Raw genomic sequence first — 23,262 nt, 5'->3', positions numbered from 1 at the left:
TCTATTTTTTTATTAATTATTAGGTGAGTGAATAAATTATATGATAGCGAAAATGTCGCTTTCTCTCATAATTAAATAATCACTTCCTTCATGTTTTAATTCTGTACCTGCATACTTTCCGTATAAAACAGTATCACCAATTTTTACCGTTAAAGGTTCATCTTTGGTTCCATTTCCTATGGCGACAACAGTACCTTTTTGTGGTTTTTCCTTGGCGTTATCAGGAATAATAAGTCCTGATGCTGTCTTGGTTTCTGCAGCAGCTGGTTCTATAAGAACTCTATCTGCTAAAGGTTTAATATTTAATCCCATTTTTATGTAAGTTATGATTAAGTAGTTGTTATTATTGGTTAAAAATAGTCAGAAATTATGCCATTAAAAATTATATGCCACTTTTTCTAAATCAACGAAAAATATGTGCAAAAAAAATGCCAACGTGTCATTACGTTGGCATTTGATATTATATGTTGTTAAGATTAGTTTACACTATCTTTTGTAGTATCGTTTGTTGTAGGAGCTGCAACAGGAGCTGTAGTTTCTACATTTTCTAAAGTACTATCTAATTGAGGAGCATCTGCTGAATTTCCTCTAGGAATAGCGAAGTTAGCTAGTAAAATTAAAGCAAACATTGTAATTGCTAAAGTCCATGTAGTTCTGTCTAAAAAACTATTAGTGTTTTGTACTCCACCAATGTTCTGAGCACCACCACCTCCAAAAGAAGAAGATAATCCGCCACCTTTAGGGTTTTGAACCATTACGATTAAGATTAATGCTATTGCAACAATCAATATTAAAACTAAAAGTAAAGTATACGTAGTCATTATTTATTTTTTTGTAAAATTTGTATTCTCTTAATTTGGTCTGCAAAGAAACCACTTTTTTCTGGATATTTCAAACTTAATATTTTATAAGCTTGTATTGCGCTTTCATATTTTTTTTGTTCTAGATAAACCTTGGCTAGTGTTTCGGTTGCTAATTGAGAATTTTGCTTACTTAAAGTGGTTTTAATCTCCGATGGGTTTGTTTTACTTGGACGAGATATTTTAGGTGATTTCTCAATAAAACGATCAATAATTGCGTTTTTTTCTAGGTTTATAGGGGTAATAACCTCTTTTTTGCTTGAAATAGCATCTCTTGTTATTACATTTTTAGAAGAGAGTTGTAGCCATTGATTAAATGAAAATGATTCACTTTTAGTAAAAGCTAAAGGTTTACCTATAGCTAAATCTTTCTCAATATTTGTAGTTTCTTTTTTATTAGGAAGAAGGATTTCTTTTAAACTCGCTTTTTTCTCTTTCAGATTCGAAATTTCTTTAAAAGACTTAGAGGTGATAAAATCAAATAAAACACTACGATCTGTGGTGTAAGCTGCTGTTATTTTTAATTCGTTATTGTATTTAAAACTGTCTTTATTTTTTAAAGTTTTTAACTCTAAAGTTCTTGCTGATTGAAAATAAGGATATTGTTGGATAACATTTTTAAGCTCAGTACTAATTTCTTGCGAAATAGCACTTGGCTTCTTTAGAACATGTATGTATTTTTTTATCCAATTATTTACCACTTAGCAACAGATGCATTGAAAATATCTTGTGTGATTCTTTCTAAAATTTCTTTTAAAGCAGTATCTAATACACCGCCAGACAGTTGTTGTGTAGCTCCGTAATCGTAGTAAAAAGAAAAACGTTTTTCGAAATTATCTTTTTCTTCTAACTTGTTTTCATAGATAACATTTACAGAAATTGTTAATCGATTTTGTGCTGCAGTTTGATTTGCGGTAGCACTCATCGGTGTAATTCGATAATCGGTTATTTCTCCAGAAAAATGCAAGTCTCCGTTAGAGTTAACTAAGGTTAAATTTGTTTGACGTGTAAATAAATCGCGAAGATTTTGTGTAAATTCCTGACTTAAGGTTGGTTCTATTAAAGGAGCCTGATTCGGAAAGAAATCAATCTGAATGGTTTTAGCATTACCGGTATTTCCTCCAGTAAATGAATAGGCGCCACAACTTATTAATATAATTGATGTGGTAATAAAAAGAATATTGTAAAAAAGTTTTTTCATAAAATCAAAAGTAAACAATTCAAAGAGTATAATTTTAACGAATATTTTATAAATCGTATTGTTTTATTTTTCGGTATAAAGTTCGTTCAGAAATACCTAATTCTTTTGCAGCTAACTTACGTTTGTTGCTGTTTTTTTCTAACGATTTTCGAATCATTTCAATTTCTTTTTCTTGTAATGATAAGTTTTCGTCTTCCTCAATTGTTTCAGCATACTCATAATTATTTTGAGTAGAAGATGATGATTGCGGAATTTTAACAACCTCGAAGTTATGATCTTCTGGTTTTTCTGTTTCTTGATAAATACGTTCTATTAATCCGTGATTTTCTTCTTTCACTTGTTCAGCGTCTCCGTTTTGCATTAAATCTAAAGTTAATTTTTTTAGATCGTTAATGTCGTTACGCATATCAAACAAGATTTTATACATAATATCTCGTTCGTTCGCAAAATCAGAATTGCTAGATTGTTTACCGATTACTGCAGGAAGGTTTCCATTGTTCTTTGGAAGGTATTGCACTAGTTTTTCGGCAGTAATTAAACGACTTTCTTCTACAACAGAAATTTGTTCGGCTAAGTTTCTTAACTGACGAATGTTACCAGGAAAACGATAGTTTAACAATACTTTTGTAGCATTATCATCTAAGCGAATTGTTGGCATTCGGTACTTTTGAGCAAAATCAGAAGCAAATTTTCTAAAAAGCAAGTGAATATCTTCATTACGGTCGCGTAAAGCAGGTAAGTCGATTTCAATGGTACTTAAACGATAATATAAATCTTCTCTAAATTTTTCTTTTGAAATAGCTTGTTGCATGTTTACATTGGTAGCTGCAACAATACGAACGTCAGTTTTTTGTACTTGTGATGATCCTACTTTTATAAACTCACCATTTTCTAAAACACGTAATAAACGTACTTGTGTTGTTAATGGTAATTCACCTACTTCATCTAAAAAAATGGTTCCGCCATCCGCAACTTCAAAATACCCTTTACGAGCAGCAGTGGCTCCTGTAAAAGCGCCCTTTTCATGACCGAAAAGTTCACTGTCAATCGTTCCTTCAGGAATTGCTCCACAGTTAACAGCAATGTATTTAGCGTGTTTTCTGTGTGATAATTGGTGAATTATTCTAGGAATACTTTCTTTACCTACGCCACTTTCTCCAGTAACTAAAACTGAAATATCAGTTGGGGCTACACGAATAGATTTTTCTATAGCACGGTTTAATTGTGTATCGTTACCGATAATACCAAATCGTTGTTTTATTGCTTGTAGGTTTTCCATATTTTTTCTTTAGAATAGAGAAAAAAGAATAAGAGAAAAGGGTTGATGTTTTCTCTTGCTGCTCTTTTCTAAAAATTAATTATTATCTGAATACCCAAGCACAGTTCCTTTTAAGGTAGCCGAAGTACAATCTTCTATTTTTATCATTACAAACTCACCTAATTTATAATTTTCTTTAGGAAAAACACATACGGTGTTCTGCGTATTTCTAGCTTTCCATTCATTCGGGTTCTTTTTAGAAGTTCCTTCAATTAAGAATTCTTCAGTTTTTCCTAAATGTTGTTGTGTTCTATATAAAGCGTGTTCTTGCTGTAAATCGATAATTTCTTGTAAACGTCTTTTCTTGGTGGCAAATGGTACATCATCTGGCATTTTCTTGGCAGCCAATGTTCCAGGTCGTTCAGAGTAAGCAAACATAAAACCGAAGTCGTATTTTACATACCTCATTAAATCCAAAGTATCTTGATGATCTTCTTCTGTTTCACCACAAAAACCAACAATCATATCTTGTGATAAAGACATTTCTGGAATTATTTTAAAGATATTGTCAACCAATTCTTTGTATTCTTCACGAGTGTGTTGACGGTTCATGGCTTTTAACATTGCATTACTTCCACTTTGCACAGGTAGGTGAAGGTATTTACAAATGTTTTTATGTTTTGCCATGGTGTGAATTACATCTAAACTCATGTCTTGCGGATTTGAGGTTGCAAAACGGAACCTCATTTTAGGAAACTCAGTAGCACACATGTCTAGTAACTGAGCAAAATCTACAGCAGTAGCTTGTGCTATTTCAGAAGCTTTAGTAAAATCTTTTTTCAATCCACCACCATACCATAAATAGCTATCTACATTTTGACCAAGTAAAGTAATTTCTTTAAAGTTTTGATCATGCATCGATTTAATTTCCTCTAAAACACTTTTAGGATCTCTACTTCTTTCGCGACCACGTGTAAACGGAACCACACAAAAAGTACACATATTATCGCAACCACGAGTAATAGATACAAAGGCAGAAACCCCGTTAGAATTTAAACGAACCGGAGCAACATCACCATAAGTTTCTTCTTTAGATAAAATTACGTTTATAGCATCTCTACCAGCATCAATCTCCTCTAATAGGTTTGGTAAATCTCTATATGCATCTGGTCCTACAACCAAATCAACGATTTTTTCTTCCTCTAAAAATTTTTCTTTTAAACGTTCGGCCATACATCCTAAAACCCCAACTTTCATATTAGGATTCACTTTTTTAACTGCATTGTATTTTTGTAAACGTTTACGAATTGTAGTTTCGGCTTTCTCTCTAATAGAACACGTATTTACTAAAACTAAATCAGCATCTTCTAGAACTTGTGTGGTGTTAAAACCTTGTTCAGCTAAAATAGAAGCTACAATTTCGCTGTCGTTCATGTTCATTTGACAACCGTAACTCTCTATAAATAATTTTTTAGTGTTCTCTTTTTTCGTCTCAGTAACAAGAGCTTGCCCTTGTACTTTTTCATCTATAACCTTCTCAGTGTGCTCCATATTCATATTAAAAATGGAGGCAAAGATACAACCAAAATATAAAAATTATGACAAATTGGCAGAAATTTATTGTTAATTTATAACCGATTTTAAACCTTAAGTGCAACAAAAAGTTTTTTTTTAAAAAAAACATTCTACTTTTGCAAATTCCAAGCATCATTATATATCTGATGTAAAAAGAGATAATTGAAAAGAGATATGGCAAAGAATTTAGTTATAGTTGAGTCACCTGCAAAGGCAAAAACAATTGAGAAATTTTTAGGTAAAGATTTTCAAGTAGAATCTAGCTATGGTCATATCGCAGATTTACCATCGAAAGAATTAGGAATTGATGTTGATGGCGATTTTAGTCCGAAATACATTGTTTCTGATGATAAGAAGCCCGTTGTTAAGAAGTTAAAAGCTTTAGCAAAAAAAGCAGAAACTGTTTGGTTAGCGAGTGATGAGGATCGAGAGGGTGAAGCAATTGCTTGGCATTTAAAAGAACAATTAAAATTAAATGATGACAATACAAAACGTATTGTTTTTCACGAGATAACAAAAAATGCCATTTTAAAAGCAGTCGAAAATCCAAGAGATATAGACTATAATATGGTAAACGCACAACAAGCGCGTAGAGTTTTAGATAGGCTTGTTGGGTACGAATTATCGCCTGTTTTATGGCGTAAAGTAAAAGGAGGCTTGTCTGCAGGGAGGGTACAATCTGTAGCAGTTCGTTTAATTGTAGAAAGAGAACGAAGTATTCTTGATTTTAAATCAGAAACTCATTATAAAGTAGTTGCTCAGTTTTCTAACACAGAAGGTAAAACTTTTAAGGCTACAATTCCGAAGAATTTCGATTCAAAAAAATCAGCAGAAGATTTTTTGAAGTCTTGCGCAAAAGCAGACTTCTCTATAGCTGATTTAACTAAAAAACCAGCAAAAAAATCTCCAGCAGCACCATTTACAACATCAACACTACAGCAAGAAGCTTCTAGGAAATTAGGTTTTCCTGTAGCGAAAACAATGCAAGTAGCACAGCGTTTATATGAAGCCGGTTTAATTACTTATATGAGAACAGATAGTGTAAACTTATCTGTAGACGCAAGAAATGCTGCTGAAGAAGAAATTAGTAATTATTACGGAAAGAAATATAGTAAGCAACGTGTCTTTAAGTCGAAGGCAAAAGGAGCTCAAGAAGCCCATGAAGCAATTCGTCCTACTGAGATGAAAAAACACTCTATAAATAGTGAGTACGATCAAACAAGGTTGTATGACTTAATATGGAAAAGAACATTGGCTTCTCAAATGAGTGATGCACAATTAGAGCGCACCAACGTTAAAATAGAGAACTCAGGAAATAAAAAGATATTCACTGCAAACGGTGAAATGATAAAGTTTGATGGTTTCTTAAAAGTATATTTAGAAGGAACAGATAACGAAGAAGAAGAGCAGGCAGGAATGCTACCAAATTTAAAGACAGGTGAAAGCTTAGAATATATATATATAAACGCAACACAGCGTTTTACAAGCGCACCTTACCGTTTTACAGAGGCATCTTTAGTAAAACAATTAGAAGAGTTAGGTATTGGTAGACCATCAACATATGCACCAACAATTTCTACCGTTCAACGAAGAGGTTATGTAGAAAAAGGTGATAATGAAGGGGTAGAGAGAAACTACGAACAAATGATTTTGTCTAAAGGAACTGTAGAAAGTGAAATGTTGACGGAAAAAACAGGTTCAAATAAAAACAAATTAGTACCTACAGATATAGGGAATATTGTGAATGATTTCTTAGTTGCAAATTTTTCAAATATTCTTGACTTCGGATTTACAGCAAGAGTTGAAAATTCTTTTGATGATATTTCAGAAGGAGATGAAGACTGGATAGAAATGATAAAAGGTTTCTATACTAAATTTCATGAAAACGTAGAAGATGTTAAGGAAAATGCAGAAAGAGAAAGTGGAGAGCGTATTTTAGGAAAGCATCCAGAATCAGGAAAAACAGTTTTAGTACGTTTAGGTAAGTTTGGGCCAATAGCACAAATTGGAGCTCCCGAAGATGAAGAGAAGCAATTTGCAAGTTTAAACAAAGATCAAAACCTTGGTACAATAACCATGGAAGAGGCATTAGAATTGTTTTTGCTTCCGAAAAACTTAGGAACTTTTCAGGATGAAGAAGTAATTGTTTCTAATGGTCGTTTTGGACCGTATATTAAATTCGGGGCAATGTTCGTGTCTTTAGATAAAGGCGAAAATCCGATGGAAGTAGATTTGCCAAGAGCTGAAGAATTGATTGTTGCAAAGCAAAAAGCAGATGCGCCAATTTATCATTACGAAGATTTACCAGTTCAAAAAGGAGTAGGTCGTTTTGGTCCATTCTTAAAATGGAACTCAATTTTTATCAACGTAAGTAAAAAATACGATTTCGATAATCTTTCAGATGAAGATATTATTGAGTTGATTGAGGTTAAAAAGCAAAAGGAAATAGATAAAGTTCTTCATAACTGGGAAGATGTTGGTATTCGAGTAGAAAAAGCTCGTTGGGGTCGTTTTAATGTGATTAAAGGTAAAATTAAAGTTGAATTACCGAAAACTACAGAGATCGAGAAGATGAAGAAAGAAGAAGCAGTGAAGTTAATAGAGGCTAAAACACCTAAAAAGAAAACTGCGAAAAAGAAGGTCGTTAAAAAGAAAGTAGCGAAAAAGAAATAAAGTTTAGTATATTGCCAATTCCCTAGTCCCCAAAAAAGATGAGTTTTAATTTTTTTACACCTATTAAAAGTACCGTGGTTGCACATCTAATGTCGCAATCTGCAGCATCTTTAGGGCATAAAATTGAGGCCTACACTTTAGAAAATGGATTTCCTGATTTATCGGGTGTCAATATTGCTGTCATAGGTGTTAAAGATGGTAGGGGAGCTAATGAGAATGAAGGTTGTGGAGAGGAATTACAATATATTCGTGAAAAACTATATGAATTATTTCCTGGTAATTGGCATACTAAAATAGCCGATTTAGGAAATATAGAACAAGGTAGCACGCCAAAAGATACTTGTTTTGCCGTAGCATCATCTATAGAAGCTTTATTAAAGAAAAATATAATCCCGATATTAATTGGTGGGAGTCAAGATATAACGTACGCAAACTATAGAGCTTACGATTCTTTAGAACAAACCGTAAACTTAGTGTCTGTAGATAGTCGATTTGATATTGGTTCTATAGATGAGGAGTTATCTTCTAAATCATTTTTAAGTAAAGTGATTATGGAGCAGCCAAATAATTTGTTTAACTATAGTAACATAGGCTATCAAACGTATTTTAATTCACAAGACGAAATACAACTACTTGATAAATTATATTTTGATGCTTTTAGGTTAGGTGAAGTAAAAGATGTAACTTTAGTGGAGCCTATAATGAGAGATGCAGATATTGTTAGTGTAGATATTGGCTGCGTTCGTCAAAGTGAAGCGCCAGCAAATAATAACGCATCACCAAACGGTTTTTATGGAGAAGAAATCTGTGCAATCGCAAGATATGCAGGGATTAGTGATAAAGTAACTTCATTTGGAATTTATGAGTATAATCATAGGTTAGATTCAAACAATCAAACAGCAAGCTTAATTGCTCAAATGATTTGGTATTTTATTGAAGGAGTTAATGCCAGAGCAAAAGATTATCCGTTTGTAACAAAAGAAAATTATCAAAAATTCACGGTACTTTTAAGTGATGATGATCCTATAAACTTTTATAAAAGTGATAAAAGTGGTCGTTGGTGGATGGAAATAAATTTAATTTCGAATAATAAACACAAAAGACATGCGTTAATACCATGTAACTATAAAGATTACGAGCAGGCGTTAAAAAGAAAGATGCCTGATAGATGGTTTAAAGCACAGCAAAAGCTTGTTTAAAACCTATTTATATTTGTTTTTGAAAAAATTATAACACGTAATTGTTTTTTAATAAAAAAAATAATAGGTTTACGACCTCTTTTATAAGAAAGGAATAATATGAAAAAAATAGTAATATTTGCATTGTTAGTATCTCTGATTTACGCTTGTGGTTCAAGTGGAGATAGAGGAGAGTTAGTGGGAGAGAAGTCGAAAAGAAAATGGTTTGCAGAAAAACCTTTCGGAATGGCTAAGATCCCTGGAGGTTCTTTTACGATGGGTAAGCAAGATGAAGACCCGTTAGGAGCTATGAATGCACCAACTAAAACAGTTACAGTGCAGCCTTTTTATATGGATGAGTCTGAAATTACTAATAGTGAATACAAGCAATTTGTGTTTTGGGTAAGAGATTCTATCACAAGAACAAAGTTAGCGTACCAAGCTGAATTTGCATCAGGAGGAGACATAGACCCTGCTAACGCAGGTAAAAATGCAGAAGGGATTCAATTATATGCATTTGCTTCTGCGGATACCATTAACGAATCGCCATATGCAAAATATATGCGTGAAAACTATTATGAATTAGGAGAAGGAATGGATTCTTTAAAGCCATTAAATTGGCAAGAAGAACTTATATGGGAACAGCAAGAATATCCTGATGTTGATTATGTAGAAGTGATGGATTCTTTATACCTTAAAAAAGATGAAGCTTTAAACGGAATAAGAACATTTAACACAAAACTATTAAACTATAGATATTACTGGTTCGATAACGAACAAGCTGCTAAAACAGGTAAAAATAGAAAAGACTTCATGAAAGATGAAGTTATTAATGTATACCCGGACACTACAGTGTGGATTAAAGATTTTAATTATTCATACAACGATCCAATGCACCAAGAATATTTTGCTCACAAAGCTTATGAAAATTATCCTGTAGTTGGTGTAACTTGGAACCAAGCAAAAGCATTTTGTCACTGGAGAACACAAACAAAAAATAACTTTCAGCGTTCTAGAAAGAAATTAGGATTAGTTCCTTCTTTTAGATTACCAACTGAAGCAGAATGGGAATATGCTGCTCGTGGTGGATTAAACTATGGTAAATACCCTTGGGGTGGGCCAAGTACAACAAGTGATAGAGGTTGTTTTTTAGCTAACTTTAAACCCGTTAGAGGAGATTATGCTGCAGATGGGGCTTTATATACTGTAGAAGCTGTTTCTTTTAATCCGAATGAATATGGATTGTATAATATGGCTGGTAATGTTGCCGAATGGACAAACACAGCATATAATCAAATGTCTTATTACATGGGGTCAACAATGAACCCTAATGTAGAGATTAAAGAAAATCGAAGAAAAATTATTCGTGGTGGTTCTTGGAAAGATGTGGCATACTTTTTAGAAGTAAGTTCTCGTGATTGGGAATATGCTGATACTGCTAGAAGTTATATCGGTTTTAGAACTGTACAAGATTATTTAGGTACAAATAAGAGCAAGTAATCAAACAACAATAAATATAATAATCCCCAAAAAAAAAATCAAAAAATTATGTCACAATCAAAATCAACTAAGAAAATTTTTAACATGGTCTACGGTCTGGGAGCAGCTGTAGTAATTATAGGAGCTTTATGTAAAATTCAGCACTTTTCATTTGGTCCAATTACAGGAGGTATGATTCTTACCTTAGGTCTTGTTGTAGAAGCATTAGTTTTTGCTATTTCTGCATTTGAGCCTGTTGAAGACGAATTAGATTGGACAAAAGTTTATCCAGAATTATCAGATGGACAATCTTTAGGTAAGAAAGGTAAAGAGTCTTCTCCTGAAGAAGCACAAAGTATGTTGTCTCAAAAATTAGATGGTATTTTAAAAGAAGCAAAATTAGATGCAACTTTAATTTCTAGTTTAGGAGATAGTATTAAAAACTTCCAAGGAGCAGCAGAAGGATTAACAGCTACTTCTAAAACAGTATCTTCTACGAATCAATATAATGAGCAAATGTCTATGGCAGCTGCAAAATTAGAATCTTTAAACGGGTTGTATACTACACAGGTAGAAAATGCAGGTAAACAAGCTGATTTAAATTCTGCTTTAGTTGAAAATTCTCAACGTTTACAAGAACAAATGCAATCATTAGCAACTAACTTATCTTCTTTAAACGGAGTATATGGTGGAATGTTAACTGCAATGTCAACTAAATAATTAATTAGTTTATCTAATTTTTTTATTAACTAAACAAACTAATTAAAGATGGCAGGAGGAAAACAGTCACCAAGGCAAAGGATGGTAAACTTAATGTACCTTGTATTTATTGCAATGTTAGCAATGAACATGAGTAAAGAAGTTCTATCAGCATTTGGATTAATGAATGAGAAATTATCGGAATCTAATATTAGAGCAACCGAGAAAAATAAAGCATCGTACGATCTTTTAGCACTTAAAGCAGCTGAACAAGCAAAGCAATATGGTGAAGCTAAAGAGAAAACAGATAAGCTTAGAGCTATGGCTGATGAGTTTTTTGTCTATATAGGAGATTTGAAAACTCAAATGACTACAGAGATAGAGGATAAGAAAGCTTATGAATCTATGGATAAGTCTGGTTTCTTAGATCAATACTTTTTCGCAGGTGGAAAAATCACCGCAAAAGGAAAAGAATTTGTAGATAAAATGAATCAGTTTAGAGAGCAATCTTTAGTTGTTTTAGGTGAGTCTGAATTATCTAGCGTAGTTGCAGCTCGTTTTAAAACTGAGGATGTAAAAACGCAAGGAGTAACAAAAAATTGGTTAAAGTATAACTATGAAGGTTTTCCTTTAATAGCATCATTAACCAAGTTAACACAGATTCAGGCAGATATTAAAACTACTGAAGCGGATGCTTTAACAGCATTGTTACAAGGTGAGTTAGAAAGTGCAGTATCAATGACAAACTATGATGCCATGGTTATTTTTGATAAAAACGCTTACTACCCTGGTGAAAAATTATCAGGTAGAATTGTTTTAGGAAAAAATGATCCTAACTTAACGGCAGAAAAAGTTATCGTTAACGGTGAAGAAATGCCAGCTGATAAAATTCAAGCAGGTCAAGTTATCTTAGATGGGCCAGCAGGTTCTGTAGGTGATAAGGAATTAAAAGGAGAGTTTCAGTTTATGGAAAACGATTCTTTAGTAACCATTCCTATTTTAGGAGGTTATTCAGTAATTCCTAAGCCAAATGAAGCAGTTGTTTCTGCTGATAAAATGAATGTTGTATACCGTGGGTTATCTAATCCATTAACAATATCGGTACCAGGAGTTTCAGGAAATAAAGTTTCTGCATCTGCACCAGGTTTAAGAAGAGTTAAAGGAGATAAATATGTTATGAACCCAGGTAAAGGAACAGAAGTAACTATTAGAGTTTCTGCAACATTACCAGGAGGAGGAAAAATTAGTACTCCTAAGAAATACAGAATTAAAGACATACCACCAGCAGTTGGTATGGTAAGAGGTCAGTATGGTACAGTAAAAATGCCTAAAGCAAGTGTTGCTAGAATTAGCGTTGCAGCTGGTTTGCCAGATTTCTTATTCGATTTAAAATTAAATGTATCTAGTTTTAAAATTAAAGTTCCAGGGCAGTTAACTATTCCAGTTAACGGTAGGACTTTAACAGCTAGAGCAAAACAGGCACTGGCTAAAGCTAGAAGAAATGATGTAATTACTATTTATGATATTAAAGCATCAGTTTCAGGTTCTAACTACAAGATTAAGAAAGTATTACCTGTAAGTATTGAGATTACTAATTAATAAGTAAAAATTTAAAGTATGAATTGGAAGCGTTTTTATATGGTTTTATTTGCTCTTGCAACAACAGGTTTTGCAAGTGCACAAGCTAACCTCTTAAATTCTCAAAAGGTTGAAGAGATTGGATTTAAATCTGAAGCCCAAATTGCTTCAGAAGATGACAAACCACTTCCTTATGGCTATATAAGCGATAGAGATGTGTTATGGTCTAAAGTGGTGTGGGAATATGTAGATTTAAATCAAAAAATTAATTTACCTTATTATTACCCAATTGATACTACAAGTGCTGGTTTAACGAGACGTTCATTATTTGATACCTTATTAAAAGGTATTAGTAACGGGGAAATCACTGAAGTATATAATGATTCTTATTTCACCATGAAAATTGGTATCAATGAAATTAAAGATAAAACCTATATGGAACGTGACGATGGTTACGGAAATATGGATCCTTATTCAATACAATCTGCTGATATTAAAGGATACTTAATTAAAGGTCTTTGGTATTTCGATAAACGAGGAGGAGAGTTAAAGTATCGTATGCTTGCATTAGCTCCTATGGGACCAGATGTACAAGTATTAGGTGTTGAGGAAATTGATGATAGAGAAAATGTATATGAATTATTCTGGGTGTTTTTCCCTGATGCTAGAGAAACATTACATGATTCTAAAGTTTTCAATCCAAAAAACTCAGCACATCCATTATCGTATGACAACTTGTTAAACGCTAGAAGATTTACTTCTACAATAATGAAAGAAGAGAATATTTACGGAGACAGATCTATTAAAGATTATGTTAGAGGTAATTCTTTATTTCAATTATTAGAAGCGGATAGAGTTAAAGAAAGTATTCGTGACCGTGAAATGGATATGTGGAATTACTAATTTCATACTTCTTATAAAATTTAAAAAGAGCTTGCATTGCAAGCTCTTTTTTGTGGTAATAAATAGTATTTTTGAAGTATGAATATTGATGTAGATTATATTATTGTAGGTTTAGGCTTGGCAGGAATCGCTTTTGCAGAAGAATTACAGAAAGCTAATAAATCATTTGTGATTTTTGAAGATAATTCGCAAACTTCTTCTTTAGTAGCTGGTGGAGTATATAATCCTGTTATATTAAAACGTTTTAATGCAGCTTGGAACGCTCATAATATGATACAAACGGCTTTACCATTCTATAAAGATTTAGAGCATAAGTTAAAAGTAAAATTAGATTACAAATTCGCGATTAAAAAAGCTTTCTCTAGTATTGGAGATGAGAATAATTGGTTTGCAGCTATGGATAAACCAACGCTATCACATTATATGAACCCAACAGTTAAGAAAGATAAAATAGAAGGTGTTGTAGGTGATTTTGGTTTTGGAGAATTAACAGGAACAGGGAGAATAGACACAGAAACACTCGTTAATTCATATAGAGATTATATAAAAAAATCAAATAGATTGATTGAGCAGTCCTTTGAATATAATCAGTTAGATACGTCAAAAGGAAAGGTTCAATATCAGCATATCAATGCAAATAAAATTGTTTTTTGTGAGGGATTTGGAATAAAAAAGAACCCGTTTTTTAATTACTTACCGTTAAGTGAGGTAAAAGGAGAATCGATAGTAATACATGCACCAACCTTAAAAATTGATTTTTTGTTAAAATCAGGTTTCTTTGTAATGCCAATAGGCAATGATAATTATAAAGTTGGCGCTACTTTTAATTGGACAGATAAAACATGTGATCCGACAGCAGAAGCTAGGCATGAATTAGAAGAAAAATTAAAGAAAATAATTACAGTGCCTTATACCATAAAAGATCATACAGCAGGAATTAGACCAACTGTAAGTGATAGAAGACCAATGATAGGTGTTCATCCAAAACATAACCAATTAGTTGTTTTAAATGGTTTGGGAACACGAGGTGTTATGATTGGTCCAACAATCGCTAAGAACTTATTTAATCACTTAGAAAGCGCAGAAGAGTTAGATAAAGAAACAGATATTAAAAGATTTGTTGATTAATTACCTTTCAGACTGTAATTCTTTTGCTTTTTTATTGTAACTAATAAACATATTTATCCAAATAATTCTAGATAAACGTAATGTAAAAGGTATCAATAATAAAGAAACTATAATGATAGAGATAAAGCTTTGCAGTATTGTTAGCCCAAAAATCATTTTAGAAATAATAAAAACAGCTACAAATAAGGCAACTGATAAGCCGTAGTTTACATACATGGCACCAAAGAAAAAAGAAGGTTCCATCATATATTTTAAATTGCAACTCGGGCAGTTATCATGCAATTGTGTTATTTTTTTAGGGTTAATTGTAATGTTATACTTAAAGAACTCCCCTTCGTTACAACGTGGACATTTACCTTTTAAAACACTGTATAACTTTGTTCCTTTTCTAATCATAATTTAAGTAGCTTTGCGCTTTTCAAATTTACGCAAATAATATGTTAAACGTACACAATTTATCAGTTTCTTTTATGGGAACTGATTTGTTTTCTGGAATTACTTTTAAATTAAATAAAGGTGATAGAATCGGATTGATTGGTAAGAATGGAGCCGGAAAATCTACACTTTTAAAAGTACTTTCTAAAGACATAGAAACCAGTGGTGGTACGATGGCTTTTGATAAAGATATTCGAATGGGGTTTTTACGTCAGGATATTGATTTCGTAGAAGGAAGAACTATTTTAGAAGAAGCATATCAAGCGTTTGAAGAAATTAAAGAAATTGAGTTAAAGTTAGATGATATTAACAATCAGCTAGCTACAAGAACCGATTATGAAAGTGAAGAGTATAGTCAGCTAATTATCGATTTAACGGATCTTACAGAGCGATATGAACTTTTAGGAGGATATAATTATCAAGGAGATACCGAGAAAATTTTACAAGGTTTAGGTTTTCAGCGTGAAGATTTTGATAAGTTAACCAATACTTTTTCTGGTGGATGGAGAATGCGTATAGAATTGGCAAAATTGTTATTGCAAGATAATGATATTCTGCTTTTAGATGAGCCAACAAATCATTTAGATATCGAATCAATTATTTGGTTAGAGAACTTTTTAAAATCATATTCTGGCGCTATTGTATTGGTTTCGCATGATAAGATGTTTTTAGATAATGTAACCAATCGTACGATTGAAATTTCTTTAGGTCAGATTTATGATTATAAAAAACCATATTCTGAATTTTTGGTTTTAAGAGCCGAAATTAAAGAAAAACAATTACAAGCGCAGAAAAATCAAGAGAAAGAAATTAAGCAAAAACAACACTTAATCAATAAGTTTAAAGCAAAAGCAAGTAAAGCTTCGATGGCGCAATCGTTAATGAAGCAGCTAGATAAAGTAGAACTTATTGAGGTTGATGGAGATGATAATGCGGCAATGAATGTGCGTTTTAATATTTCTAAAGAACCAGGTAAAATTATTGTTGAAGCTGATGGTTTAAGTAAAAGTTACGGAGATAAGCATGTTTTAGAGGATGTAGATTTAATGATTGAGCGTAACAGTAAAATTGCTTTTGTTGGTCAAAACGGACAAGGGAAATCTACTTTAGCAAAAATGATGGTTGGTGAAATTCCGTTTATAGGAAATCTAAAACTAGGACATAATGTAGAAATAGGATATTTCGCACAAAACCAATCAGAAGAATTACCGCCTGAGAAAACAGTTTTAGAAATCATGGAAGATGCTGCTTCGGATACAAACCGAATGCGTGTTAGAGATATGTTAGGGTCGTTTTTATTCGGTGGAGATGCTGTAGACAAAAAAGCAAAAGTATTATCGGGTGGAGAACGTAACCGTTTAGCTTTATGTAAATTATTATTATCACCTTTTAACGTGTTAATAATGGATGAGCCAACAAACCACTTAGATATCGCCTCTAAAACAGTATTAAAAACAGCTTTAAAAAACTTTGACGGAACTTTAATTGTAGTTTCTCACGATAGAGATTTCTTACAAGGATTAACATCAACTGTTTACGGATTTAAAGACAAGGTTATTAAAGAGTATTTAGGAGATATTGATTATTTCTTAGATCAGCATAAAATGGAAAACCTTAGAGAAGCTGAAAAAAGAACAGTTGTTAAAGTTGAAAAACCAACAGCCAAAAAAGAAGCACAAGAGTTATCTAGAGAGCAAGAAAAAGAGTTAAAAAAATTGAAGAATAAACTTTCTAAAACAGAAAGAGATATTGCTGATTTAGAAAAAGATATTGAAAAAATAGATTTAGAATTAGCAAATAATTATGATGAAGTTTCTGCTCGTCCTAATTTCTTTGAGAAATATAAAGCAAAAAAAGCAAGTTTAGAAAAATTAATGACTGATTGGGAAAAAATAGAAGAACAGATTTCTGATTTTTAGCAGTTTATTAATTTTTTATTCTAATAGTAACAGCGGTTTTGTTTTTAAACAAAACCGCTGTTACTATTTAAAATTATTATAGAGCTCAAAATAACTTATTTTGTATACAGCTAAAGCAACTAATTTTTGAAAAGAGTTTAGAGATATTATTAACTAATAATGTGTTTTTCTGTTGTGAAATCAACTTTAAATTAGTTGTTTATTAATAAACCTTTCTCTTATTTTTACACCATTAAAATTTATGTATTGAACGATATTAATAATCTTTTATTTAATCAGGTTTTTAAAACTGAAAATCAACAAATTTTTCTTCCTATTTTAGAAGAGAAAAAAGTGGCGTTGTTTATAAAACGAGAAGATAAAATACATCCATTTGTTTCAGGAAATAAGTTTCGTAAATTGAAATATAATATTGAGGCTGCAAAAAATCAACATAAAAAAGTGTTGTTAACTTTTGGAGGCGCTTTTTCTAATCATATTGTAGCAACGGCAATAGCCGGGAATTTATCAGGTTTTAAAACTATCGGGATAATTCGCGGAGATGAATTGGGTAAGAACCTCGAAAAAACGTTGGCAGGAAATTCAACCTTAAAAGAAGCCTATAAAAACGGAATGCATTTTAAGTTTGTTTCGAGAGAAGCATATCGAAATAAAACATCCGAAGAATTTATAAATGACTTGAAAAATGAGTTTGGTGATTTTTATTTAATTCCTGAAGGCGGAACAAATGAGCTGGCAATTAAAGGATGTGAAGAGATCTTAACAGAAGAAGATAAGAATTTCGATTATATTTGTGCTGCAATTGGAACTGGAGGAACAATTTCTGGATTGATAAATGCAGCAAAAAAGCATCAAGAAGTAATTGGTTTTCCTGCATTAAAAGGTGATTTCCTACAAAAAGAAATTGAACAATTAACAATAAATAAAGTTAATTGGAGTTTACAAACCGAATATCATTTTGGAGGTTATGGAAAATATAATACAGATTTAATTCGTTTTATAAACGAGTTTAATGAGCTAACAAAAGTTCAGTTAGATCCTATTTATACGAGTAAAATGCTGTTCGGAATTATAGAAATGATTAAAAAAAATGAGTTTCCAGAAAATAGTAAAATTGTAGCAATTCATACAGGAGGTTTACAGGGAATTACAGGATTTAATCAGAAGTTGAAAAATAAAAATCAAGCATTAATAAAAATTTAATGAAAATAAAATCAGTTTTATACATAGCAATAAGTACTCTTTTTTTAGTGAGTTGTGGTTCTAACAAAAATATGGTTACTAAAAACCGAAAAAAAGTGGTGTTGCAAGAAAGAGAAGAAGTATATCCTGTAATACCTCAGCTAGAGCAAGTAAATAAACCTTTAAAAACAAGCTCTAATCACACAGTTGCATACATTGAAAAATTTGCACCAATTGCAGTAAAGAAAATGTATGAGCACAATATTCCTGCCAGTATTACCTTAGCGCAGGGAGTTTTAGAATCGGGTAGTGGTAGAAGTGCTTTGGCAATTAGATCTAATAATCATTTTGGTATAAAATGCCATAAAGGTTGGCAAGGAAAAAGTGTAACTCATGATGATGATGAAAAAGGAGAGTGTTTTAGAAAATATAAATACCCGCAAACATCATACGAAGATCATTCGCAGTTTTTAATCACAAGAAGTCGTTATGCAAGTTTATTTAAATTAGGGCACACTAATTATAAAGGTTGGGCTTACGGATTAAGAAAAGCAGGTTATGCGACAGATAAACGGTATCCACAAAAATTAATATCGATTATTAAAAAATATAATTTAACAAAATACGACAGAATTAAACTTAAGAATACTACCATAACCAAAAATACAATAGAAAGTGATTACCATAAAGTACAAAAAGGTGATACTTTGTATTCGATATCAAGAAGATATGATTTATCGGTAAGTGAGTTGAAAAAAATTAATGAACTAAGTACGAATGAAATTAGTATTGGGCAAAACTTATTAGTAAAATAAAAGGATTGTCTTTTATGACAAAAAAGCATCATTCTTAGCGTTTAACTAAGAATGATGCTTTTTTATTTAGTAGCGTTTACCAAGAGTATTTTTTCTTTTTAGCTTGTTTTTTTATTGCTTTAATCATTACACTTTCCAATTCGTTTTTAGTGTTGTTTTCTCGTTGTTTTTTAGCAACATATTGTTTTCTTTTTTTATTTAATAGCTGAATTTCTTGTTGAATTTCATTACGTTCTTTACGTTTACTATCAACATAATTTTTTATTTCTTTAGCTGATTTTTCTTGTAGGTTTTTTGGCAATTGCTTCTTCTTTAATTTACTATAATCCATTTCTTTTTCTTCAGAAGCATCAACCAGATCCCATTCGGCATTATTATATAATTTAGAACTTTTACTAACGGCACGTTTTACAACAACAACTTCATCTAAAGTTTCGGCATTAGCATCTTGTTTAGCCTGATTTGTGTATTTAGAATACCCAGCACTACCATAATGGATGTACGTTTTATTTAATCGCTTATTTAAAATAATAATATCGTTATCGTATGGCGTTACAATGTGTACAATATTCTTTGTATGATTAATAGTCATATAATCTCCACCACCGTAAACTGCTCCGTCTTGCCACATGCCAGAAACACCTTGATTGTAATCACCGCAAAAAATAGTATTCACCGTAATGTCATTCTCTTTAGCGCTGGTAATGGCATCTTTATAATTTAATTTTCCTTGTGTAAAAGGTTCGTTTCCTGCGATAAAAATCATTTTTAAATCACGTTTATTGTTTCCCCATTCTAATTCATTTAAAGAAGTCTGAATTACTTGTCCGCAAAACTCGCTACCACCATTGGTAGTTAAAGAAAATAAATGTTCAGATATATCATCTAAATCACTTGTGAATTGTAAAACCTGTCGAATATAACCTTCGCTAGAAGAAAGTTTGCTGTTGCCATATTCATACAAAGCGATTTCTAATATAGGAGTTATTCCTTCGCATTTAGCATGCGATAATTCGTTTATAATTTCCCATAATTGTGCTTTTGCTTGGTTTATTAGTCCGTCCATACTACTACTTGTATCTAGTAGTAAAGCAACTTTGGTTGTTTGTTTCTTGATGTCTTTCTTAGTATTAGTAGCATAACTTCCTATTGATATTAAAAAAGTAAAAATGAAAACTGTTTTTAAGATGTAATTTTTCATGATTTTATGTTTTAAATTGTTTATTTAATTTCAAAACAACAGGTATAAAAAATAGTAGCTTGTCGTTTTACACTGTCAAATCTACAAGCAACTTCCTTCTTAAAAAACAGCGAATGAGTATGTGGGTAAAATGAATGAGTGAAGTGGTTTTTAAAATGAGTAAAAGCAATTATTTAGTGTTTTTCTATGCTGTTATTTAAGGAGCCTCATTTTTTGAACCCAGTTTTTGTGTGTATGTTTACAGTAATATATAAAAGATGAATAGATTTTTTAAAATAGTATTTATAGGATTTTTACTTACGTTATCTTCTGTTTTTTCTCAAGAAATTAAAGAAAGCGAACAGGAGTTTACAGTAGAAGTTCAGGTGGTAGATAAAAATACGAGAGCGCAAATTAAAGATGCGAGAGTTACGATAAACGGACGTGTTTTTAAGTTTTCAAATACAAAAGGCAGGTATCTTGTAGAAGCTAAAAAGGGAAGTGAATTAGAAGTGTCACATGCTGGTTTCGAAACTGTTTATTATACAATTATAGATAATGAAGATGTTAAGGTGTTGGTGGAAGATTTTAATGAGAAGAAAAAATCAAAAAGAAATCCTTATAGTCGAAAAATAGTAGATCTATATCCGAAATATTTAGATTCTGTAAATTTTTACAAGAAAAAAGATATAGATAAAAGTTTAACAGCTGTAGAGAAAATGCTTTTAAACTCATCTTCTAAAATCCGAAAAGCAACTACTTATAAAGAGTTGGGAGATGTTTATTTTTACTGGAAACAATATGATTTAGCAGTTGAGAATTATAGCGTGTCTTTGAAAGAAGATGACAAAGCAAGTGTTCGTTTGTTATTGGCTAAAACACAGTTTTTAGTAAATAAATTTGATAATAGTGAAAAGAATTATCAAGAAAGTTTACAAGACGAACTAACCAATTACGAAAAGTTAAAAGGCTATGAAGGCATGGGTGATGTGTTTATGGCAAAGAAGAATTATGCTAAAGCTACTATTAATTATACCAAAGCCTTAAAAATTGCAAAAAACGATTATGTAACACCTAAAATAACAGATTTAAACTCGAAGTTAGCAGAAGTTTTTGCAGCACAAGGTAAAACACAAAAAGCAGATGGTTATTTTCAGAACTCTTTAAAATTAGCATCCAAAGAAAATAAAAAAAGAGCTTTAAAAGAACAGCAAAAAGTAGCTGATTTTTATAATGAATCCCGAAGGTATGATGATGAAATTCAATTACGAAAGCAAAGTTTAGTAGCCGCAGATGATATTGTTATAGAAACGGAAGAAAAAGAATCGTTGGTAGATTCTATTACCTCTCAAAAAATAAATTACAAAATAGGAAACGCTTATATTCAAAAAGAATCTTATAACGAAGCTATTCCTTTTTTAAAGAAAAGTATAAAAGACGCCAATAGTAAAGAAGATTTAATTATCGAAAAAGATGCAACGCGTAAACTATCAGAAGTGTATGCAACTGTAGGAGATTATACAAAAGCGTTAGAGAGTTATCAAGATTATGTGAAGTTGGTGGATACGTTGTATTCTAAAAAAGAACAAGAAATTCAACAAGTAAAAAGATTCGGAAAAAAAATTGCAAACAATCAAAACCGAATCCGAAGTCTAGAAAAAGATAAGCAATTAAGCGATAGTAAAATTAGCTTGGCATATAAAGATCAGCAATTAATACAAGAAAGTAATAAACAGCAAAAACTGATTATTTATTCATTAATTGGAGGTTTCTTTTTAATGAGTTTGTTGGCGTATTTTATGTTTCGAACCAATAAGCAACAAAAATTAGCGAATAATTTATTGGCATTAAAATCGATGCGATCACAAATGAATCCGCATTTTATATTCAATGCTTTAAACTCGGTAAATAATTTTATAGCTGTAAATGATGAACGAAGTGCGAATCGTTATTTATCTGAATTTTCAGTATTAATGCGATCGGTTTTAGAAAATTCTGATGAAGATTTTATTCCGTTAGCAAAAGAAATAGAACTGTTAGAATTGTATGTGAAATTAGAGCATAATCGATTTAAAGACAAGTTTGATTATGTAATGTTTGTTGAAGAAAAAATCAAAAAAGAAAACTTTTCTATCCCGCCAATGTTATTGCAGCCTTATATAGAAAATGCTATTTGGCACGGACTCCGTTATAAAAAAGAAAAAGGGAATCTAGAAATTTCTATGCGTCAGCAAACAGCGAATACGATTTTAATAACAGTGCAAGATGACGGAGTTGGTAGAAAGAAATCGATGGAAATGAAAACAAAACATCAGCTAAAGCAAAAATCGAAAGGAATAAGTACTATCGAAAACAGAATTGCTATTTTAAATAGTATGTACAAAGATAAAATTGATGTTACAGTTTCGAATGTTTTTGAAGATGGTAGCGGAACAAAAGTCGAACTGATTTTAAAGAAAAATTAAAGATGAAGTTAAAAGCAGTCATTATTGAAGATGAGGCTATTGGTAGAGATATTTTGCGAAATTATATAACAAAATATTGCCCAAATGTTCAGTTGTTAGGAGAAGCGGATAATATAAAAGACGGACAAGCATTAATCGAAGCACACGAATTAGATTTGGTGTTTTTAGATGTGGAAATGCCTTACGGAAACGGATTTGACTTGTTAGAAAAAATAGAAAATCAAACCTTCGAAACCATTTTTGTAACTGCCTACGATCATTATGCAATAGAAGCTTTAAACAATCAAGCAACGTATTATTTATTAAAACCTATTTCGATAGATGAATTAATTAAAGCAGTAAACTTAGTTGAAGAAATTAAAACCAAAGAACAAACATTAGAAAGCACGGTTTTAACAACTAAAAGCATTGCGGATTTAAATAAGATAACGATTCCGCAACAAGATGGATTTGAGGTTGTTTCAGTTGCAGATATTCTGTTTTGCAAGGCAGATGATAATTATACCGAAATCTACTTCGAAAACACCAAAAAAGTAGTTAGTAAAACCTTAAAACACTTTGACGATCTTTTAAAAGAAAGTGGTTTTACGCGCGTACATAAATCGTATTTGGTAAACGTAAATGAAATCGTAAAATATAAAAAAGGTAAGGGCGGAAGCGTACTTTTATCCAACGGAAAAGAAGTAATGGTATCCGCATCAAAAAAAGCAAATTTATTATCATATTTTAAATAA

Annotated in this window: 20 protein-coding genes; 12 read left to right on the top strand and 8 right to left on the bottom strand. The window is 31.6% G+C overall.

The annotated features are described in order from the left end of the window. Positions 1-36 precede the first annotated feature (36 nt). The 6 genes from groES to miaB form a co-directional block, all read right to left on the bottom strand. A complete protein-coding gene (groES, locus tag RRF68_RS06760; RefSeq protein ID WP_275316544.1) occupies positions 37-312 on the bottom strand; it encodes a co-chaperone GroES in 276 nt (91 codons plus the stop codon). Positions 313-476: 164 nt separating this feature from the next. Next, on the bottom strand, positions 477-821 hold the full coding sequence (gene secG / locus RRF68_RS06755) for a preprotein translocase subunit SecG (RefSeq protein ID WP_218771371.1): 345 nt from the start codon (positions 819-821) through the stop codon (positions 477-479). Beyond that, a complete protein-coding gene (locus tag RRF68_RS06750; RefSeq protein ID WP_315943876.1) occupies positions 821-1,561 on the bottom strand; it encodes a hypothetical protein in 741 nt (246 codons plus the stop codon). The genes secG and RRF68_RS06750 overlap by 1 nt, the downstream gene beginning before the upstream one ends. Beyond that, positions 1,555-2,061, bottom strand: coding sequence for an LptE family protein (locus RRF68_RS06745; RefSeq protein WP_218771369.1), 507 nt, complete (start codon positions 2,059-2,061; stop codon positions 1,555-1,557). Before RRF68_RS06745 ends, RRF68_RS06750 begins: the two co-directional genes overlap by 7 nt. 46 nt (positions 2,062-2,107) lie before the next feature. Beyond that, positions 2,108-3,340: a sigma-54 dependent transcriptional regulator gene (locus RRF68_RS06740; RefSeq protein ID WP_315943875.1), complete on the bottom strand. Its 1,233-nt coding sequence runs from the start codon at positions 3,338-3,340 to the stop codon at positions 2,108-2,110. A 75-nt stretch (positions 3,341-3,415) separates the two neighbouring features. After that, on the bottom strand, positions 3,416-4,870 hold the full coding sequence (miaB, locus tag RRF68_RS06735) for a tRNA (N6-isopentenyl adenosine(37)-C2)-methylthiotransferase MiaB (protein ID WP_315945367.1): 1,455 nt from the start codon (positions 4,868-4,870) through the stop codon (positions 3,416-3,418). Between the two features lie 198 nt (positions 4,871-5,068). Here miaB and topA point away from each other — a divergent pair, with 198 nt between their 5' ends. The 7 genes from topA (at position 5,069) to RRF68_RS06700 (ending at position 14,532) form a co-directional block, all read left to right on the top strand. Next, positions 5,069-7,567, top strand: coding sequence for a type I DNA topoisomerase (topA, locus tag RRF68_RS06730; RefSeq protein WP_315943874.1), 2,499 nt, complete (start codon positions 5,069-5,071; stop codon positions 7,565-7,567). Positions 7,568-7,605: 38 nt separating this feature from the next. Continuing rightward, the gene (locus RRF68_RS06725; RefSeq protein WP_315943873.1) at positions 7,606-8,766 is read left to right on the top strand and encodes a formimidoylglutamase; all 1,161 of its coding nucleotides are present in this window, start codon (positions 7,606-7,608) and stop codon (positions 8,764-8,766) included. A 99-nt stretch (positions 8,767-8,865) separates the two neighbouring features. Then, the gene (gene gldK / locus RRF68_RS06720) at positions 8,866-10,245 is read left to right on the top strand and encodes a gliding motility lipoprotein GldK (RefSeq protein WP_218771365.1); all 1,380 of its coding nucleotides are present in this window, start codon (positions 8,866-8,868) and stop codon (positions 10,243-10,245) included. Positions 10,246-10,293: 48 nt separating this feature from the next. Then, a complete protein-coding gene (gldL, locus tag RRF68_RS06715; RefSeq protein ID WP_218771364.1) occupies positions 10,294-10,944 on the top strand; it encodes a gliding motility protein GldL in 651 nt (216 codons plus the stop codon). Positions 10,945-10,992: 48 nt separating this feature from the next. Beyond that, positions 10,993-12,522 (top strand): gliding motility protein GldM, encoded by a 1,530-nt coding sequence (gene gldM / locus RRF68_RS06710; protein ID WP_315943872.1) that lies wholly within the window; start codon positions 10,993-10,995, stop codon positions 12,520-12,522. Between the two features lie 18 nt (positions 12,523-12,540). Continuing rightward, the gene (gldN, locus tag RRF68_RS06705; RefSeq protein WP_275316537.1) at positions 12,541-13,404 is read left to right on the top strand and encodes a gliding motility protein GldN; all 864 of its coding nucleotides are present in this window, start codon (positions 12,541-12,543) and stop codon (positions 13,402-13,404) included. 78 nt (positions 13,405-13,482) lie between these two features. After that, a complete protein-coding gene (locus tag RRF68_RS06700) occupies positions 13,483-14,532 on the top strand; it encodes an FAD-binding oxidoreductase (RefSeq protein ID WP_315943871.1) in 1,050 nt (349 codons plus the stop codon). Here RRF68_RS06700 and RRF68_RS06695 read toward each other — a convergent pair whose 3' ends face one another. Beyond that, on the bottom strand, positions 14,533-14,928 hold the full coding sequence (locus RRF68_RS06695; protein ID WP_218771361.1) for a DUF983 domain-containing protein: 396 nt from the start codon (positions 14,926-14,928) through the stop codon (positions 14,533-14,535). Positions 14,929-14,969: 41 nt separating this feature from the next. Between RRF68_RS06695 and RRF68_RS06690 the strand changes: the two genes are divergently transcribed. The 3 genes from RRF68_RS06690 (at position 14,970) to RRF68_RS06680 (ending at position 18,883) form a co-directional block, all read left to right on the top strand. Then, positions 14,970-16,886: an ABC-F family ATP-binding cassette domain-containing protein gene (locus tag RRF68_RS06690; protein ID WP_218771360.1), complete on the top strand. Its 1,917-nt coding sequence runs from the start codon at positions 14,970-14,972 to the stop codon at positions 16,884-16,886. A gap of 255 nt (positions 16,887-17,141) precedes the next feature. Further along, entirely contained in the window at positions 17,142-18,089 is a 948-nt protein-coding gene (locus RRF68_RS06685; protein WP_315945366.1) for a 1-aminocyclopropane-1-carboxylate deaminase/D-cysteine desulfhydrase, read from the top strand. Continuing rightward, entirely contained in the window at positions 18,089-18,883 is a 795-nt protein-coding gene (locus RRF68_RS06680; RefSeq protein ID WP_218771359.1) for a glucosaminidase domain-containing protein, read from the top strand. The genes RRF68_RS06685 and RRF68_RS06680 overlap by 1 nt, the downstream gene beginning before the upstream one ends. Before the next feature lie 76 nt (positions 18,884-18,959). Here the strand turns inward: RRF68_RS06680 and RRF68_RS06675 are convergent, their stop codons facing one another. Then, entirely contained in the window at positions 18,960-20,084 is a 1,125-nt protein-coding gene (locus tag RRF68_RS06675; RefSeq protein ID WP_315943870.1) for a vWA domain-containing protein, read from the bottom strand. 257 nt (positions 20,085-20,341) lie between these two features. Here RRF68_RS06675 and RRF68_RS06670 point away from each other — a divergent pair, with 257 nt between their 5' ends. Both RRF68_RS06670 and RRF68_RS06665 read left to right on the top strand, forming a co-directional pair. After that, a complete protein-coding gene (locus RRF68_RS06670; protein ID WP_315943869.1) occupies positions 20,342-22,528 on the top strand; it encodes a histidine kinase in 2,187 nt (728 codons plus the stop codon). Between the two features lie 2 nt (positions 22,529-22,530). Beyond that, complete coding sequence (locus RRF68_RS06665; protein ID WP_315943868.1) at positions 22,531-23,262, top strand: LytTR family DNA-binding domain-containing protein; 732 nt, start codon at positions 22,531-22,533, stop codon at positions 23,260-23,262.

The sequence above is a fragment of the Tenacibaculum sp. HL-MS23 genome (assembly GCF_032463465.1).
GTDB lineage: Bacteria > Bacteroidota > Bacteroidia > Flavobacteriales > Flavobacteriaceae > Polaribacter > Polaribacter bernardetii.
Note: the sequence above shows the minus strand (reverse complement) of the source record. Positions and strands in the feature narration are given on the sequence as shown.

Coding starts and splice junctions, on each gene's coding strand:
- RRF68_RS06670 (WP_315943869.1), top strand. CDS start 20,342: ATGAATAGATTTTTTAAAATAGTATTTATAGGATTTTTACTTACGTTA.
- RRF68_RS06680 (WP_218771359.1), top strand. CDS start 18,089: ATGAAAATAAAATCAGTTTTATACATAGCAATAAGTACTCTTTTTTTA.
- RRF68_RS06740 (WP_315943875.1), bottom strand. CDS start 3,340: ATGGAAAACCTACAAGCAATAAAACAACGATTTGGTATTATCGGTAAC.
- RRF68_RS06690 (WP_218771360.1), top strand. CDS start 14,970: ATGTTAAACGTACACAATTTATCAGTTTCTTTTATGGGAACTGATTTG.
- secG (WP_218771371.1), bottom strand. CDS start 821: ATGACTACGTATACTTTACTTTTAGTTTTAATATTGATTGTTGCAATA.
- RRF68_RS06695 (WP_218771361.1), bottom strand. CDS start 14,928: ATGATTAGAAAAGGAACAAAGTTATACAGTGTTTTAAAAGGTAAATGT.
- gldN (WP_275316537.1), top strand. CDS start 12,541: ATGAATTGGAAGCGTTTTTATATGGTTTTATTTGCTCTTGCAACAACA.
- topA (WP_315943874.1), top strand. CDS start 5,069: ATGGCAAAGAATTTAGTTATAGTTGAGTCACCTGCAAAGGCAAAAACA.
- gldK (WP_218771365.1), top strand. CDS start 8,866: ATGAAAAAAATAGTAATATTTGCATTGTTAGTATCTCTGATTTACGCT.
- RRF68_RS06675 (WP_315943870.1), bottom strand. CDS start 20,084: ATGAAAAATTACATCTTAAAAACAGTTTTCATTTTTACTTTTTTAATA.
- gldL (WP_218771364.1), top strand. CDS start 10,294: ATGTCACAATCAAAATCAACTAAGAAAATTTTTAACATGGTCTACGGT.
- groES (WP_275316544.1), bottom strand. CDS start 312: ATGGGATTAAATATTAAACCTTTAGCAGATAGAGTTCTTATAGAACCA.
- RRF68_RS06665 (WP_315943868.1), top strand. CDS start 22,531: ATGAAGTTAAAAGCAGTCATTATTGAAGATGAGGCTATTGGTAGAGAT.
- gldM (WP_315943872.1), top strand. CDS start 10,993: ATGGCAGGAGGAAAACAGTCACCAAGGCAAAGGATGGTAAACTTAATG.
- RRF68_RS06700 (WP_315943871.1), top strand. CDS start 13,483: ATGAATATTGATGTAGATTATATTATTGTAGGTTTAGGCTTGGCAGGA.
- RRF68_RS06745 (WP_218771369.1), bottom strand. CDS start 2,061: ATGAAAAAACTTTTTTACAATATTCTTTTTATTACCACATCAATTATA.
- RRF68_RS06725 (WP_315943873.1), top strand. CDS start 7,606: ATGAGTTTTAATTTTTTTACACCTATTAAAAGTACCGTGGTTGCACAT.
- miaB (WP_315945367.1), bottom strand. CDS start 4,870: ATGGAGCACACTGAGAAGGTTATAGATGAAAAAGTACAAGGGCAAGCT.